The organism is Arthrobacter sp. SIMBA_036 (assembly GCF_046535135.1).
GTDB lineage: Bacteria > Actinomycetota > Actinomycetes > Actinomycetales > Micrococcaceae > Arthrobacter.
The window spans coordinates 358,720-375,072 of the sequence record NZ_JAWRXG010000001.1; the positions used below are offsets into that span (position 1 = coordinate 358,720).

12 protein-coding genes are annotated in these 16,353 nt (G+C 59.4%); 11 read left to right on the top strand and 1 reads right to left on the bottom strand.

The features are described from left to right. Window positions 1–211 precede the first annotated feature (211 nt). Window positions 212–712, top strand: coding sequence for a hypothetical protein (locus SB659_RS01680; RefSeq protein ID WP_410549286.1), 501 nt, complete (start codon window positions 212–214; stop codon window positions 710–712). A 22-nt stretch (window positions 713–734) separates the two neighbouring features. On the opposite strand, the gene SB659_RS01685 is transcribed toward SB659_RS01680, so the two are convergent. Further along, window positions 735–4,814, bottom strand: a complete 4,080-nt coding sequence (locus SB659_RS01685) for an FtsK/SpoIIIE domain-containing protein (protein ID WP_410549287.1) — start codon at window positions 4,812–4,814, stop codon at window positions 735–737. A 222-nt stretch (window positions 4,815–5,036) separates the two neighbouring features. Here SB659_RS01685 and SB659_RS01690 point away from each other — a divergent pair, with 222 nt between their 5' ends. From SB659_RS01690 to SB659_RS01735, 10 genes are all read left to right on the top strand, one after another. Further along, window positions 5,037–5,654, top strand: coding sequence for an acyltransferase (locus SB659_RS01690; protein WP_410549288.1), 618 nt, complete (start codon window positions 5,037–5,039; stop codon window positions 5,652–5,654). Continuing rightward, window positions 5,651–6,742 (top strand): DegT/DnrJ/EryC1/StrS family aminotransferase, encoded by a 1,092-nt coding sequence (locus SB659_RS01695; protein ID WP_284979742.1) that lies wholly within the window; start codon window positions 5,651–5,653, stop codon window positions 6,740–6,742. Before SB659_RS01690 ends, SB659_RS01695 begins: the two co-directional genes overlap by 4 nt. After that, window positions 6,742–7,728 (top strand): Gfo/Idh/MocA family protein, encoded by a 987-nt coding sequence (locus SB659_RS01700; RefSeq protein WP_284979741.1) that lies wholly within the window; start codon window positions 6,742–6,744, stop codon window positions 7,726–7,728. Before SB659_RS01695 ends, SB659_RS01700 begins: the two co-directional genes overlap by 1 nt. A 187-nt stretch (window positions 7,729–7,915) precedes the next feature. Continuing rightward, window positions 7,916–9,100, top strand: a complete 1,185-nt coding sequence (gene glf, locus SB659_RS01705) for a UDP-galactopyranose mutase (protein WP_284979740.1) — start codon at window positions 7,916–7,918, stop codon at window positions 9,098–9,100. Beyond that, the gene (locus tag SB659_RS01710) at window positions 9,097–11,106 is read left to right on the top strand and encodes a glycosyltransferase (RefSeq protein WP_284979739.1); all 2,010 of its coding nucleotides are present in this window, start codon (window positions 9,097–9,099) and stop codon (window positions 11,104–11,106) included. The genes glf and SB659_RS01710 overlap by 4 nt, the downstream gene beginning before the upstream one ends. A gap of 2 nt (window positions 11,107–11,108) precedes the next feature. Continuing rightward, window positions 11,109–11,966: an ABC transporter permease gene (locus SB659_RS01715; protein WP_284979738.1), complete on the top strand. Its 858-nt coding sequence runs from the start codon at window positions 11,109–11,111 to the stop codon at window positions 11,964–11,966. After that, complete coding sequence (locus SB659_RS01720) at window positions 11,967–12,698, top strand: ABC transporter ATP-binding protein (RefSeq protein WP_284979737.1); 732 nt, start codon at window positions 11,967–11,969, stop codon at window positions 12,696–12,698. Window positions 12,699–12,770: 72 nt separating this feature from the next. Then, the gene (locus SB659_RS01725) at window positions 12,771–14,885 is read left to right on the top strand and encodes a DUF6541 family protein (RefSeq protein WP_284979736.1); all 2,115 of its coding nucleotides are present in this window, start codon (window positions 12,771–12,773) and stop codon (window positions 14,883–14,885) included. A 2-nt stretch (window positions 14,886–14,887) separates the two neighbouring features. After that, the gene (locus SB659_RS01730; protein WP_284979735.1) at window positions 14,888–15,373 is read left to right on the top strand and encodes a GtrA family protein; all 486 of its coding nucleotides are present in this window, start codon (window positions 14,888–14,890) and stop codon (window positions 15,371–15,373) included. Between the two features lie 3 nt (window positions 15,374–15,376). Next, complete coding sequence (locus tag SB659_RS01735) at window positions 15,377–16,333, top strand: glycosyltransferase family 2 protein (protein ID WP_284979734.1); 957 nt, start codon at window positions 15,377–15,379, stop codon at window positions 16,331–16,333. Window positions 16,334–16,353: the final 20 nt, after the last annotated feature.

Sequence of the window (16,353 nt, forward strand, 5' to 3'; positions counted from 1 at the left end):
CTAGGAAAGCCTTTTGTGAAAAACTTCACGAGAGGCTACAAAGGAAAGGGGCCCGCATGGGCCCCCTTGGTCGTCTGAGTCAAGCGTTTCATGTTAACGCCTTGTAAACAAGGGGTGTTGGTGGTTGAAATGCCCGAAATCCGTGAGCGATGCATCACATCAGTTGCCCAGGCCCTCACTGCTAGACGACTATGTCCGGTAGTGTGCCAGTGTGTCAAGACCTCCTGCAAACCCCGACCAACCGTCGTCGGATCCCGATAAAAGCGATTCGACCGGCTCCCGCGTGCCCGCCGCCGCTCGTCCTGCGGACCGAAGCCGTCGACCCCGTGGCGTGGTTTTTGCCGCCGTCGTGGTCGCCCTTGAAGCTACAGCGCTTCTTGCAGCTGCTGTTTGGTACGCGTTCGAATTGTTCAGTGGAGCGCCTGTACTGACATTTTGGGGAGCGGTTTTTACTTTAGCGTTGCTGCTGGCGTTCTCCGCCTGGTTGTTTGCCGTGGGCCACTTCCTGTTCCGAGGCTACCGTTGGACGCGCGCTGCCGCACTTGTGGCACAGCTATTCGTGCTCATCATCGGAGTGCCGACAATGACCGGCGGCCTGGTGCTGCAAGGCGCGGCTATGGCCATTCCCGCGTTGGCAGTTGTCGTTATTCTTTTCAGGAGGGACGTCATAGCTTATGCCTCTCAGACTGCCGGAGCGTCGGCCGCACTCTAGCCGGTGACAACGGATTACCGGATCAACGGGAAAGCCGGGAACCGTCCGGGGAACTGGCCGCGAGTGCAGCTTGAAATGGCGTGGCTGCAGCCGCCTCGATCAAGAAACCGCGGCCACGCGGCGCTGGATCGTCAACGATCAGCCTGACCCCTAACGGGTCTCCATCAAAGGCTGACTTCGGTGTCAGGACAATACCGGTGCCGCTCCCTTGTACCTCTCTTGCCAAGGGAAGCTGTCGCAACACTGTGGGTCCTGAGCTTGCCGCCATGACGATACCGCGGACATTCCCTGCCAGGGCAGTGATGGCACGTTGTCCACCAAGGTCCAAGAGGTCGGCGTCGTCTACAAGCAGCACGCTTTGTGGGTCTAAGAGCCCAGCCTCAGAAGCCTCTGCTGCCTGTATCCAAAATGCACTCAAGGGTGTTCCATGACTCGGGAACACCCATGTTTGGCGGGGATTAAGAACACGGAGCGTCTCCAGGATCGAAGTCTTTCCTGAACCCCGGGGCCCAAGTATGGCACTCACTCCGGACTCGGGGAGGGGGAGCGCAACGGGCAAGCACTCATCTCCACCGACTCCAATCCACAAGGGCGGAATTGCTCCCTCCGGCTGGGTAGTTTCTTTGAAGCGCTCCCTAAAGTCCTCCACGGTGAGGAACTCGGGGATCGGTCTGACGCGAAAAGGCGGATTCGTCGAGGTGGTTGAACCGTACGGCCACGGTCCTTCCTCGGGAGACGCACGGAACTGAGCGACCGCCCCTTGCTCGGGCGCAAGGCCGCCAAAGACGACGGCGCGTCCCGGTATGGACTCAACGCTTGGCAGCCGCGGCCAGTGGTACCTCGACTCCTCGCTCGAACCCAACGGAAAGTACGCACGGTTGCTGATCAGGCCCATGAATCTCGCGCTGACCAGTTCACGTTCACCCGAAATCAGAACCGTAATACCCAAGGAGATGCCGTCCCGGATGATGTCGTGCACAGTGCTCTCCGCCGACGCAAAGGGTCCGCCACGCAGTGCCGATACCCATGAGCACCATCCGGCAATGATCAGTACGAGCGGGGCCGTGTTTTGCGACGCGTGGGCCACCGTGCGTCGGCGGTCCATCTCCGCCGAGAGGAGCGTCAGAATACGCGCAGCCAACGGCATTTGGTGCAGACCTGCGACGGATCTGTTCGCCGGGAGGTCAGAACCGGCAGCCATACCCGTCGCGTCCAAGATATAGAGGTGTGGTTTTGGTTCCTGGGTAGCAACCATTGCCGCGGCTGCCATGAAGCAGGCCTGCATCCCGCTGGAAGCGCCTCCGATCATTGCGAGGTGACCGTGTCCACGTGGGGACCATAGCAGAGGCTCAACTCGCTGCCGCTTAGGCAAATCGAGCAGCCCTAGCGGTCCGACGACCCAGCTGCCATTTGGTTCTACTACATCACCGAGCCGGCGCGGTTGGCCGTCCAAAACGCCGCCCCATTCCACGATGTCGTCCCATTTCACCGTCTCGTGCCATTCCACGGATACGGGCAGCGGGGGCGGAACGGGTCGTCTCGCGTCAGCACGACCGAGTCGGCCCCAAGCCTCCTTGATAGCCGAAACGGCCGCATAGGTGCCGGAATCCGGCAGCATCTCTTCTTCGGCAGGCCCTCTCGACTGCTGCCGAGGTTGTTCCAGTGACTCGACGGCACTCTTGACTGCAGGTTCGCCCGATGTCAGCGGATTCAGCGGTGTTTCGTCTCCGATTTGAGCGGCCAACGACGCTGTTTGAAATTCCACGGGGCTGCTTGACGCTCTGGCCAGATAGGCCCGACCGGGGGATTCTACACTAATGAATGCGGCCGACTTGGCATTGATAATGTCTACTGATTCCATTTCTGTTTGTACGCGAAGAGCGATGCTTGATGTCACGTTTGCTCGGATATCGGCAGTCAAGGCACCTTGCGGTCTTTGGGTGGCCATCACTAAATGGATGCCGAGCGACCGGCCAACGGTTGCGACTCGCATGAGCTCGCGGAGAGCGCCGGGGGCCTCGTCCACAAGCATGCGAAATTCGTCAATGACAACAAAGAGGTGGGGGATTGATTCGTTGGAAGGGACCCTTGCCTGCTGATAGGCAGACAGATCGGATGCGCCGACCGCTTGGAACCTCTCCTCCCGATACCGGATCTCGGCCCGGAGGGAAACCAGCGCCCGATCCAGTTGATGTTCAGACAGATCGGTGAGCAAGCCAAGGCAATGGGGCAGCCCGGTCAGCGGACGCAAACCTGACCCGCCCTTAAAATCGAAAAACAAGAACGTAACGTGTTCTGGTGGATGGTTCAGAGCCAGCGATACCACCAAGGATCGAAGCAGCTCGGATTTTCCCGACCCCGTGGTCCCTGCTACCAAGAGATGAGGACCGTCCAAGCCGAAATCGAAATCCATGTGCCCTTCGATGCCCCATCCCAGAACTGCTTGGAGCCTTTTCTGCAGGCCCACGGCATCCCATCGTCGAAGAATGCTCCGCTGCCCATAGGAACGAAGCTCTACCAACGAACAGCGTCGGGGGATGCCGTCTTCGGCGGGGGACGGTACTTGGCTAGTTAAGCCCGATATCCGGCAGAATCCATCGAACACTTCGCCGGGGAGCAGATCCGGAATGAAAGCTTGGTGATGGCCACCGGCATCCAACGTGGCCGAGATACCTGACGTTGAGATTTCTATGACGGCCGGTCCTTCGGCGGATTGGACGTCGGAACTGCTTGGACTGCCGCCACGAATGACCCTCCACTTTGCTAAGTGTGCGCTGTCCAGAAGCGTTGCAAGCCCCTGGTTGTCCTCCAGGGAGGCGTCATCGAAAAGGATAAGATGCCCGCTTTCCCCGTTGCGCAGTCGGTGGAGGGTGGCCAGCGCCGCCGACGGGGAGGCGGCAAGGTACGTGCCGGGCAGGAATCGGGCGGGCAGCGGTAGCCGGTCCACGGGCCCAAGGAGAATGATCGGTGACAAGGCAGATGCCTGAAAACTAACAAGCTGCATCACGATGAACCGAATCATGGCGTCAACATGTTCCGAACGCCCTCGAAGGATGACTAACGGAAGCCGCGGGTCAAGGGTAAGTGCTGCGGATCCGATAGTTGGAGCTTGGAAGTGCCGAACACCCGGGACCAAGCAGACATTGGCCTGCGCATGCCGCACACCCAGCCGTACCCACACCGCGGATTCCTGAGCCACGCTTCCACGCAGAGCGCGACTCTGGTTGGCCGTTGTTCCCCTTCCACGCTGCGCGGGCATCGCACTCCCGGCTTTCCAACGGCCCCGCTCGGAGTGCAGTGCGACCAATATGCCCGCTGCAGATGGCGCCGTCCGCCGTCGTCGCTGGGTGTCATCCTTTACTCCCTCAGCCAACGCTGCCTTGAACTCCCGTCGGCTCTTTAGACCGGAGAACATAGGGATCAAAAGACTGGCAGCGGACATGGCAGAGAGCCCTAAGTACAGCCACATCCCCGACACGACTGCCAGCCCAATGCCCATGACCAGCGGCATTCCCGCAGCCAAGGTCACGGCGAGCACGTTGCGTGATGCCGGGGCATGGGCAACCTCGATTGGCGTTTCTACCGACTGGCCGGCCTCCTTGGGAAGCCCGGGGGTTGGCCCGTTGTCCGTGATGACACTAAAAAGGGTGCTACCGCACTGGAACGTAGTCTCAGGGGTAAGCCGTGCTTGCCCGGCAGGCTGTCCATTTACCAGCAACGGCGTCGACTTGTCGCGTCGAGTGATGGTTACCGAGGTGCTGGAGACGTCAATGACGGCATGCTCACGGGACATTCTTGGATCAGGTACGGTGATGTTGCCAATGCCCCTGCCCACCCGATACCTGCCCCGGTAAAGAGGAAAGACCATGCCGGCAGCGGGACCTGAGTGAACCAATAAAAGCAGGGGAGAAGACTTCGGGCTGTTCTCGTGCCCTGGCACAAATCCGTCCACCAGTACGGCACCTGCCACCAAGGGGGGACGCCCGACCGTGAGCAGGGAGATGTCTTCACCTGCAACGTAGATCCGCCCGCTACCTCGGGCTTCTTTCAACAGCGACTGGACGTCAGTTCCGGGCGTTCCGTCGGGGACGGATATAGACAATTCCTCAGGCTCATGAGCAGCTGAAGCTCCTGGTCCAACTACCAGCGTGCATTCCAAAGTCATCTGCCATTCCCTCCGTGCCCGTCGGCGTCCTGTCCTGACGCTATTGGTGCGATGAACGGATTTGTTTACCGTGCACGCTCTATGTGGACAACTTTCGTGATCACGCTTCCGTCGCCCCCGGGTGACTGGTCTCAGCTAAGATGAATCTCGTTGTCGCGTGTGCTCAATGAGGAAGGACCTTCACCGGTGATAGTGGTTGCAGAGAGTGCCGATGTTTCAGACCAGGCTGTAATTGGCGATGGGTCGAAGATTTGGCACCTGGCCCAGGTGCGCGAGCAGGCCGAATTGGGCGTCAACTGCATCGTGGGACGAGGCGCTTACGTTGGTACCGGGGTCAAGATGGGGGATAACTGCAAAGTTCAGAACTATGCCCTTGTCTATGAGCCAGCGGAACTGGAGGCTGGAGTCTTCATAGGCCCGGCTGTTGTCCTGACGAACGATACTTATCCCAGGGCCGTCGCTCCGGACGGCACCTTGAAAAGCGCGCACGATTGGGAACCCGTGGGGGTCACCATTCGGGAGGGTGCCTCGATAGGTGCCCGGGCCGTTTGCGTTGCACCCGTGACGATTGGACGGTGGGCCACAGTGGCCGCCGGAGCCGTCGTCGCGAAGGACGTTCCCGATTTTGCCCTGATGGTCGGCGTCCCGGCCAAACGTGTCGGTTGGGTCGGCAGGGCCGGTTTTCCTCTGAAGCGAGACGGCGACAACTGGGTCTGCCCCGAAACAGGCGCTACATATGTTGAACAGAACGAGACTCTCCGAGAGGTACAGGCATGAGCCCAGAATTCATACCCCCCGCTAAGCCCATTATCGGCGAGGAGGAACGCCAAGCCGTCGACGCCGTTTTGGCATCAGGCCAGCTCGCCCAAGGCACGGAAGTAGCATCCTTCGAACAGGAATTCTCGCAGGTTCTCCTTGACGGCCGCGGTGCCGTGGCCGTCAACTCCGGCACTTCGGGACTGCACCTTGGCCTGCTGGCAGCCGGGATCGGCCCCGGAGATGAAGTTATTGTTCCCTCGTTCACGTTTGCCGCGACAGCCAACTCCGTCGCACTGACCGGGGCGACCCCGGTATTCGCCGACGTCGATGCCGACTACTACACTCTCGATCCGGCTTCGGTCGAGTCGAAAATCACTGACCGTACCGCGGCAATCATGCCCGTTCACCTCTACGGCCATCCGTTCGACGTCGATGCCATTGGGGCGGTCGCTGCCAAGCACAACGTCAAGGTTTTTGAGGACGCTGCGCAGGCGCACGGTGCTGCCGTCAACGGCCGCAAGGTGGGTACGTTCGGTGACTTTGCCATGTTCAGCCTCTACCCCACGAAGAACATGACTTCGGGCGAGGGCGGCATGGTCAGCACTGGCTTGGCCGACGTCGAGCGTCGCTTGCGCCTGCTCCGCAACCAAGGCATGGAGCGCCAGTATGAAAACGAACTTGTTGGATTCAACTGCCGCATGACCAACATCCATGCAGCTATCGGTCGGGTGCAGTTGACCAAGGTCGAGGCGTGGACGAAGACCCGCCAGGAGAACGCGGCCTTTTTCGACGCCAACCTTGAAGGTGTCATCACTCCGAAGGTCGCCGAGGGCTACGAGCACGTCTACCACCAGTACACCATTCGCATTGGTGACGATCGCGACGGGTTCGCCAAGGCCCTGCGCGAGGAGTACATGGTCGGCTGCGGCGTTTATTACCCGATCCCCAATCACCGCCTCGCCCCATTCCAAACCTCGGACGATCTGCCCGTCACGGAGGACGCCGCCGCCAGTGTCCTCTCGATTCCAGTCCATCCGTCACTGAGCCAAGATGATCTAGAACGAATCGTTTCAGCGGTCAACGCAGTCGCGAAGGCAGGCAGCTAGTGGCGAATTTGCGTGCCGGACTCATCGGTCTGGGCATGATGGGCCGCCACCATGCCCGCGTTATCCGGGAGCTTGATGGGGTCGACCTGGTTGCCGTGGCGGATTCCTTCGGCGATCCACACAACGTCGCTGACGGGCTGGAGGTTTGCAGTTCCGTCGAACAGTTGATCGCGCAGGGCATCGACATGGCCGTGGCAGCCGTGCCGACGATCCTTCACGAAGAGGTTGCTTTGCAGTTGGCCGAAGCGGGCATCCATTGCCTCGTGGAAAAGCCGATCGCCAACGACTCGGAATCCGGTCGTCGTATCGCCGAAGCCTTCGACTCACGAGGCCTGATTGGAGCGGTGGGGCACATTGAGCGGTTCAACCCGTCTCTGCAGAGCCTCCGCGAACGGCTTGGTAATGGCGATCTGGGAGAGGTCTACCAAATCTCGACCCGTCGTCAAGGCCCTTTCCCCGCCCGGATCGCCGACGTCGGGGTCGTTAAGGATTTGGCGACGCACGACATTGATCTCACAGCGTGGTTGGCACAGAGCAACTTCGTCAACGTCGTTGCGCATACCACATGCAGGAGCGGCCGCGAACATGAGGACATGGTCACCGCTATCGGCCATCTCCGCAGTGGCGTGGTGACCAACCACATCGTGAACTGGTTGTCGCCTATGAAAGAGCGGACCACCGTGGTGCTTGGCGAGCGTGGGGCGTACATCGCGGACACCATTTCAGCGGATTTGACGTTCGTCGAGAACGGAACGTTCCAGACTGACTGGGACTCTGTCGCAGCGTTCAGGGGTGTGTCCGAAGGTTCTTCGACGAGGTTCGCGCTGGCCAAACGCGAACCCCTGAAGATGGAACACGAAGCCTTCCGGGACGCAGTCCTCGGAAAGTCCATGAACATCGTCACAATGGCAGAGGGCTTGGAGACACTTCGCGTCGCCGAGGCTGTTCTTCAGTCGGCGAGCACTGGGGCTGTCGTCACGCTCTAGTTGCAAAGTTTTGCACAAAACCGGGAGCGGGAGGCTTGGCCACGGGCCAGGCCTCCCGTTCCCTTTTCGGTTCCAAGTCACGCCGAGTCCGGGCCCCTCGAATCGGGGAACCGCTGGAACGTCGGGTAGCCTTGAGCAGTAGACGTGGGCATTTTGTGTGCCCGCACGCCAATACACAGGAGAGTTTGTGAACGCTGATCTCGTCGTCGTCGGCTCGGGTTTCTTCGGCCTGACCATCGCAGAACGCGCCGCTACCGAGTTGGGGCTGAAGGTCGCGGTGCTTGACCGCCGCCACCACATTGGAGGAAACGCCTACAGCGAAAACGAAGAGAAGACGGGAATTGAGGTCCACCGCTATGGTGCGCACCTCTTCCACACCTCGAACGAACGGGTTTGGGAATACGTCAACCGATTTACCCAGTTCACGAGCTACCAGCACAAGGTTTACACCAGCCACAAGGGCGAGGTGTACCCGATGCCCATCAACCTGGGCACCATCAACCAGTTCTTCCGCTCTGCCATGAGCCCGACCGAAGCCAAGGCCCTGATTGCCGAGCAGGCAGGCGAACTGGCGGGGACGGATCCCCAGAACCTGAATGACAAGGGGATTCAACTGATCGGCCGCCCCTTGTATGAGGCGTTTATCAAGCACTACACGGGGAAGCAGTGGCAAACGGATCCCAAGGATCTGCCGGCCGAGATCATCTCTCGCCTTCCGGTCCGCTACAACTACGACAACCGGTATTTCAACGACACGCACGAGGGACTGCCTGTTGACGGCTATACCGCGTGGATCGAACGCATGGCGGATCACCCAAACATCGAGGTGATCCTGAACACTGACTTCTTCGACGACGGCGAATATGGCCGGTCCTCGGTCCTCGGCCAGGTCCCCGTGATCTACACCGGCCCTGTGGACCGCTACTTTGACTATGCTGAGGGCGACCTTTCCTGGCGGACCATCGACCTCGAAGAGGAAGTTGTTCCCATCGAGGACTTCCAGGGGTGTGCGGTGATGAACTACCCCGACGCCGATGCGGCTTACACACGGATCCACGAGTTCCGGCACTTCCATCCGGAACGCGACTACACCAAAGACGCTACGGTCATCATGCGGGAGTTTTCCCGCTTCGCCGAAAAGGGCGACGAGCCGTATTACCCGGTGAATACCAGCGACGACCGGCAAAAGCTGCTCGCCTACCGGGATTTGGCTCGTGGGGAGAAGTCGGTCCTCTTTGGTGGTCGACTCGGAACTTACAAATACCTTGACATGCACATGGCCATCGGGTCTGCGCTGTCCATGTTCGACAACAAGATCAAGCCGCACTTCACGGGCGGCGCCAAGCTTGAGAGCGGTGGAGTGGACGCGTGACCACGACAAAAAATGAAGGCCAGGAGACTGCTGTGACGGCTGAAACCTCCCAGGATGTCTCAGTACTGACCGAAGAGAGCCTGCGGATCGTTCAGCGGGTCGTCTTTCCGGCTAACCGCGACTTGGACACGCTGCCGCTGTATGTCGACCCTGATACCAGCAAGGTACGCAAAGAAGGTGACAGCGGCGCCGTCGTTCAGGCTGTCGGCATTGAGCGCAAATTGCACCCCGAAGACATCCTGGGCCGCGGTTCGGTCCAGGTCAGGCGCGGTGAGCGGCTCTCCTTCGGTTCCTATTTCAACGCTTTCCCGGCCAGCTACTGGCGCAAATGGACCATCGCAACCAAGACGGTGCTTCACCTGGAAACAGAGGGTGAAGGAACGGTTATCGTTTACCGTTCGAATGCCCGCGGTGCTGCCCAGCGTGTTGACTCCGTGTTGGTTGATGGCTCAGCCGTCAATGACTTCGAGCTGACGCTCGCTCCGTTCGGCGACGGCGGCTGGTACTGGTTTGACCTGATCGCCGGGGGCGACGGGATGACCCTGAAGAGCGCACACTGGGCTGTTCCCGACGAAGGCCGCGCACAAGGTCGGGTAACGCTCGGAGTCACAACGTTCAACCGCGCTGACTACTGCCTCGAAACAATCAAGGCCATTGATGGCGATGCCGGCCTCCGTGAGATCCTGGCTGAGCTGATCATCGTGGACCAAGGCAACAAGAAGGTCGCCGCCGAGGACGGATTCGACGACGTCGCGGCGTCCATGGGGGATCAGCTTCGAGTGATCAACCAGGGCAACCTCGGTGGATCCGGTGGCTTCGCGCGCAACATGTACGAGATGGTCGTGTCGGACAAAAGCGACTACGTCATGCTGCTGGACGACGACATCGAGCTTGAGACCGAAGGTGTCCTGCGCGCAGTAGCTTTCGCAGACCTCTGCCGCAAGCCCACAATCGTGGGCGGACATATGTTTGACATGTACAACAAGTCTGTACTTCACGCATATTCTGAACTTGTTAATTTCTATCGCTTCCTGTGGGGACCGGTCGAAGGCCTCGGTAACCACGACTTCTCCGCTGCGGGCCTCCGCTCCACTCCCCAGCTGCACCGCCGGTGGGACGCCGATTACAACGGCTGGTGGATGTGCCTGATCCCCAAGGCAGTCGTCGAGACCATCGGACTCTCGCTCCCTGTCTTCATTAAGTGGGACGATGCCGAGTATTCGTTGCGTGCACGCGCCGCTGGCTTCCCCACGGTCACTCTTCCGGGTGCTGCAGTATGGCACGTCTCGTGGGCCGACAAGGACGATTCGGTGGACTGGCAGGCGTATTACCATGAGCGCAACCGCTTGATCGCCACCCTTCTGCATTCGCCGTTCCCCAAGGGCGGCCGGATTCTGCGGGAAAGCGTTAATACCGACGTGAAGCACTTGGTATCGATGCAGTATTACCCTGAGCAGGCTCGGATCATGGCCCTTCGCGACGTCCTCGCCGGACCAGGGAAGCTGCACGAGCAACTGCCGACGACGATGCCCAAACTCCGTGCCATGCGAGACGAGTTCCCTGACTCGCAGGTCAAGACGGACCCCGCGGCTTTCCCCGAGGTGTTCCGCAAGCGCCCGCCGAAGAAGCCACAGTCTTACAAGCAACCCGGCGCACTTGGACTGCTCCCTTGGGCAGTGAAGACCGTACTGAAGCAGTCGCTCGCCCCTGTGCGGGATTCCGCAAAGGTACACCCGGAGGCCCAGGTTGCCCACCAGGACGGTAAATGGTGGAGCCTGGCGCACTTGGACAGCGCAATTGTTTCCAATGCTGACGGCACCGGGGCGTCCTGGCATTTGCGCGACCCCAAAGTGGCACGTCAACTGTTGGTTGAGTCCGCCAAGCTTCATGCTCAGCTCTTCTCCAATTGGGAGACGCTCCGGGCACAGTACCGCGAGGCTCTTCCGGAGATCACGTCCATGGAGTCATGGCGCAAGACCTTTGACGCCTCGGAGCCCGCTAAGTAACGATGTCGAATTCCACAGATACTTATGCTGTTCCCGGGGTCGGCGCCGGGCTGCTTGACGTTTATCGCCGCCGTTATTTGCTCAAGCTGATTGTTCGTAAAGAGCTCCGGGTGCGCTACCGCGGTTCAGTGCTGGGCTTGGCGTGGTCTTATGTGAAGCCGCTGGTTCAGTATGTGGTCCTGTTCTTCGCGTTGGGCATAGTCCTGCGGGTAGGGGACCAGATTCCCAACTACGCGTTGTACATGTTCTCCGGTGTTATCGTCATCAACTTCTTCACCGAGGCATTCTCGAACGCCACGCGGTCGATCGTCTGGAACGCGGCGCTGGTCAAGAAGATCTATCTACCCCGGGAGCTTTTCCCGGTTGCCTCGGTGTGGGTGGCAGCGGTTCACTTCCTCCCGCAATTGGTGGTCCTGATGGCAGCGGCCTTACTCACTGGCTGGCACCCGGACGTGATGCAACTCTTCGGAGCGGTCTTGGGCTTTATCATCGTGGCGGTGACGGCCACGGGGCTCGGTCTGTTGGCCGGGGCCATCAACGTGTTCTTCCGTGATGCGGAGAACATCGTGGACATGCTAATGATGATCGTCACATGGACCTCCCCGGTCCTGTACGACTGGACGATGATTCGCCGTCTTGCAGCCCCTTGGGTGCTGACGGTCTACCAACTCAACCCCATCACGGTGGCGGTGGAACTTTTCCACTGGGCATTCTGGTACCCCACCGTGACCAGGCCGGTGGAATTGCCGCCGCATCTTCTCCTGACAGGCTTTGCGGGACTGGGAATGGCGGCAGTATTCCTTATCATCGGTCAGCTCGTGTTCCGACGGCTCGAGGGCCACTTTGCGCAGGAGGTCTAGATGGGCGCCGCAGTGATAGTCAAAGGTTTGAAGAAGACCTTCAACCTCCGACACTCCCATTCCATGAAAGAGACGCTTGTTTGGCTCGCGAAAGGCCGAAAAGGAGATCTCACCAAGAGGTTTGACGCCCTCCATGACGTGAGCTTCGAGATTCAGCCGGGCGAAACCGTGGCCTTGTTGGGCTTCAACGGCTCGGGGAAGTCCACACTCCTGAAGCTCATCTCCGGAGTCATCCTGCCGGATAAGGGAACAGTGCGAACCAAAGGTCGCGTAGCGGGCTTGATCGAGGTCGGAGCCGGCTTCCACCCCGACCTGTCGGGTAGGGAGAACGTCTATCTCAACGCCGCGATCCTTGGGATGTCCGAACAGGAGATCAACGAGAAATTTGACGACATCGTTGCTTTCTCCGAGATCGAGCAGTTCATCGATACGGAGGTGAAGTTCTATTCCTCTGGAATGTTCCTTCGTTTGGCCTTCGCAGTCGCGGTCCATACGCAACCCGATATCTTTCTCGTCGACGAGATCCTTGCTGTTGGCGACGAACCCTTCCAGAAGAAGTGTTTGGCCAAGATCAAGCAGCTCTCTGATGAGGGACGGACGTTGGTGGTGGTTAGCCACGACCTGGATATGATCTCGCGGATCTGCGACAGGGGAGTGGTTCTTTCCTCCGGCACTGTCCAGTTCGAAGGTCCCGCAGACCAGGCTGTGGCCTGGCTTCGGGAACGCAACTAACCGGTATTCAAATGCAAGAGTCGTCTGTCAACGGATGGCTGGTGTAAGCATCTAAGAAAGGCGATCGTGGGAATGGGTATCGGCCCCCTGCTGTTGTGTGTACTGCTGATCGTCCTGTTGTGGTGGGGTCCCGGTTGGCTCCTCGGGGAGGCGCTTGGTGTCCGGCGCATCCTCTTGCCCGTGGTGGCACCCTTGCTTGGCATGGGAGTCTTGTCAGTTATTGGAGTGCTGGGGCACTCGGTAGGAATGAGCTGGCAGTTGCTCCCGGTGGTGGCGGTCCTGCTTGTTTTGTGCGCTGTTCTCTTCGCCGGACGCATGCTGTTGCGTCGATACTTCCCCGATAAGTTCGGTCGGCCCGGAGCGGCTCGAGCGAGCATTTTCGGGAAGCAGCGTATGGCTGGATCTTGGTGGATACTGCTGGCGGGCCTCGTCGCCGGAGGCGTGGTGGCAGGCGTTTCCTGGACAGTCGGGACAGAGGGCCTCCTGGGGATTAACCAGGACTGGGATATTCCTTGGCACGCAAACATGATCCGGTTGATATCGGTAAACCATGAGTGGGACCCGAGTGTTGCCGGCAATTTCGCTTATTACGACACCTCCATCGCTGATGCTCCCATTCGGAGTTACCCTATAGCTTTCCACGCTGTTCTGAGCCTGTTTTGGCCGCTGAGCAACGTAAGTATCCCGGTCTTCCTCAACGTGTTCGTCATGGTGATGATGGCCGTGCAGTTGCCACTGAGCACCATGGCCCTGACGATGGTGGTAACCCGCAGGCCCTTTGCCGTCGCGGCGGCGGCAGCTGTATCCGGCTGGTTCACCGTGTACCCGTACGACTTGCTGTGGCGCGGCCCCCTTATTCCCTTTTTCGCCGGCATGGTATTGGTTGGACCGTTCGTGCTCCTCGCGGTGAAGGGCGCGTTGGAACGTCAGAAGTTTTGGGTGCCTGGCATCGCATTCGGAGCTGTGGGCCTGATCGCCGTGCATCCCTCGCTCGCGTTCGTTGTCCTTCCCGTGCTGTTCTTCTGGTTGCTGGCCGCCCTGGTGCGCCGACGGGGCAGGATTCTGGGCATTGTCGTCTACCTGGCCGTTTCCGGTGTGCTCGCGGCCATCATCGGGTGGCCGATCATCGCGGAGATGCTGGGGGAATCCGCCCGTGTCTCCAAGCAGGTGTGGGCGGCGGACACTGATCGCAACGGTGCCATTCAGAACATCATTTTCCTGAACCACGGTTCCATGGCCATGCCGATTCTCACGGCATTTGTAGCTATCGGTTGCCTCGCCGCGATAGTCCGGATCCGCATGTGGTGGTATTTCGGTCCCGTTCTCGCATTCGCATTCCTGTCCGTCTACACGATGGGTAGCAACAACCCCCGTTTCTTGACCTTGACGGCTCCTTTCTACGATGACCAATGGCGCGTTTTCGGGATCCTGGTCATGCTGTTGGTACCGCTGGCCGGGCTGGGCATTGCCCAAGTGGCGGAAGCCGTTGAGTGGATTGTCTGGAGGATTCGAAGCCGTCGCCGCTCGACTCCCGAAGCTGGTGAAGGTTCACGACGGCGGCCGAGTCACGCCGTCGTCGCTGGCGCGGCCGCAGCGGTGCTGTTGGTGACCGGCATTGCCGCCGTCCCGTACTTCAAACAGAACGCGGAACGCATCAACATCAACACCAAGGTCAGCGGCGCTACGTTGAGTTCTTCGGAAGTGGATCTGCTGACCAGGATCGGCCAGTATGTGCCGCAAGACGCCACCGTCCTGAATGATTCCTGTGATGGGTCGGTCTGGATGTACGCGCTGGGTAACCGTATGCCAATGATCCGGCACTTCGAGATCCTGCCCACCAACCGTCAACTCTTGGTCCTCCAAAAGCTTCCGGAACTGGCCACGGATCCCCAAGCCCGCGCAGCGGCGTCCGAACTTGGAATCGAATGGGTCTATATTGCCGATGGTCGGATTCGGGCATGGGACGAACCCAAAGCAGGGTTGACCCACCCGCAATCCATCCCCTATCTGAATCTCGTGGTGCGCGAGGGCAACGCTGCGTTATACAAGATCGACTGGTCCAAGCTGCCAGGCGGCAAGACTGCATTCGACGCCGATGCAAAGGATCGCGTGCAGATGGATGGAGTTGCCGGGATCCTGGAGAACAAGAACCCCGATGGCATTGCTCCACTCGGAAGGATTTGCTAGGCATGAAGACTTTCATTACCAACTTTCTTTCCTCGAGTCTCTTCAGGTTCCTGGTGATCGGCGGCTTGAGTTTCCTCTTGGACCTTGGGCTCTTGACGCTCTGCTTCCAAGTGTTCGGGTGGCCCCTTTGGTTGGCCACCGGAGCTGGCTTCTGGGGGAGCTTCTTCTTCAATTACTTCCTCCAGCGATACTTTGCCTTCGGTGGCGGTGGAACTGCACTCGGTGGAGTCCTCCGGTACTCGGGTCTCCTGGCTTTCAATACCGTAGCCGTCATGGGCATCGTTCAACTGTTCCAGTTCATGGGCCTCGGATTCGTTGCCGGTAAAGTGGTGGCGACGATCGTGACCATGGGATGGAACTACTTCATCTATAAGCACTGGATATTTCCGCAAAAGAAGCAGCCGAAGAGCGCCCACGAACAGTCAGACGGCGCGTCGGGCACGGGCTCGCCGGCATCCAAACTCACCCCTAACAGCAGCGAAGGATAATCGATGTATCGAGGCGTTCGAATTGCCGCGGTAGTACCGGCCTACAAAGAAGAAAACCACATCGCGCAAGTCATCGAAACGATGCCTGATTTCGTCGATGACATTGTCATTGTTGATGATTGCAGCCCAGATGATACGTCCGGAGCCGCGATGCGCGCAGACGACGGAAGGGTGACCCTGATCCGGCATGAAGTCAATCAGGGTGTCGGTGGCGCGGTTCTGACCGCACACAAAGCGGCAATGGAACTGGGCTCGGACATCAACGTGGTCATGGCCGGCGATGCGCAGATGGACCCTGAGTACCTTCCCCAGCTTCTGGATCCGGTGGTGGAAGGGTACGGCTTCGCTAAGGCAAACCGCTTCTTCTCCGGTGAGTCCTTTGCAGGCATGCCGGGCTACCGGATCTTCGGAAACATCGTGTTGTCATTCATGACCAAGCTGGCATCCGGTTACTGGCACATCTTCGATCCCCAGAATGGCTACACCGCAATTCGGACCGAAGTTCTGCGCCGTTTGCCGATGAACAAAGTAGCAGCGCGTTACTCTTTCGAGAACGACTTGCTGATTCACCTGAACATCCTCGATGTCCCGATTGTCGATGTCCCGATTCCTGCTGTTTACGGCAATGAGGTCTCGAGCATCAAGCTCCGTAAGGTTATTCCCGAGCTGCTCGCGATGCTTTTCGGTGGTTTCTGGCGCCGGGTGTGGTGGAAGTACATGGTCTGGTCCTTCTCGGCCGTGGCCCTTTTGCTGATTGCCGGGCTCGTTCTCATCGTCATGGGCCTCGTTGTTGGCGCATGGGTTCTCGCTGCGAGCGTTGGATCTCCGACGGCAGGGTCGGTGATGTTGGCTGTGGTGCCCTTTGTGCTGGGCGTCCAAATGCTTTTGGTATCCCTGCAGTTGGATATCCAAGCGAGTCCCAATACGCCAAGCATGCATCCCTTGCGTGAACGAGCCTAGCGGGTTCCAACAGGCGGGCC

What these genes read in the sequence shown, in the direction of transcription:
- SB659_RS01695 (WP_284979742.1), top strand. Translation starts at nt 5,651, where the DNA reads ATGAGCCCAGAATTCATACCCCCCGCTAAGCCCATTATCGGCGAGGAG.
- SB659_RS01715 (WP_284979738.1), top strand. Translation starts at nt 11,109, where the DNA reads ATGTCGAATTCCACAGATACTTATGCTGTTCCCGGGGTCGGCGCCGGG.
- SB659_RS01720 (WP_284979737.1), top strand. Translation starts at nt 11,967, where the DNA reads ATGGGCGCCGCAGTGATAGTCAAAGGTTTGAAGAAGACCTTCAACCTC.
- SB659_RS01725 (WP_284979736.1), top strand. Translation starts at nt 12,771, where the DNA reads ATGGGTATCGGCCCCCTGCTGTTGTGTGTACTGCTGATCGTCCTGTTG.
- SB659_RS01730 (WP_284979735.1), top strand. Translation starts at nt 14,888, where the DNA reads ATGAAGACTTTCATTACCAACTTTCTTTCCTCGAGTCTCTTCAGGTTC.
- SB659_RS01735 (WP_284979734.1), top strand. Translation starts at nt 15,377, where the DNA reads ATGTATCGAGGCGTTCGAATTGCCGCGGTAGTACCGGCCTACAAAGAA.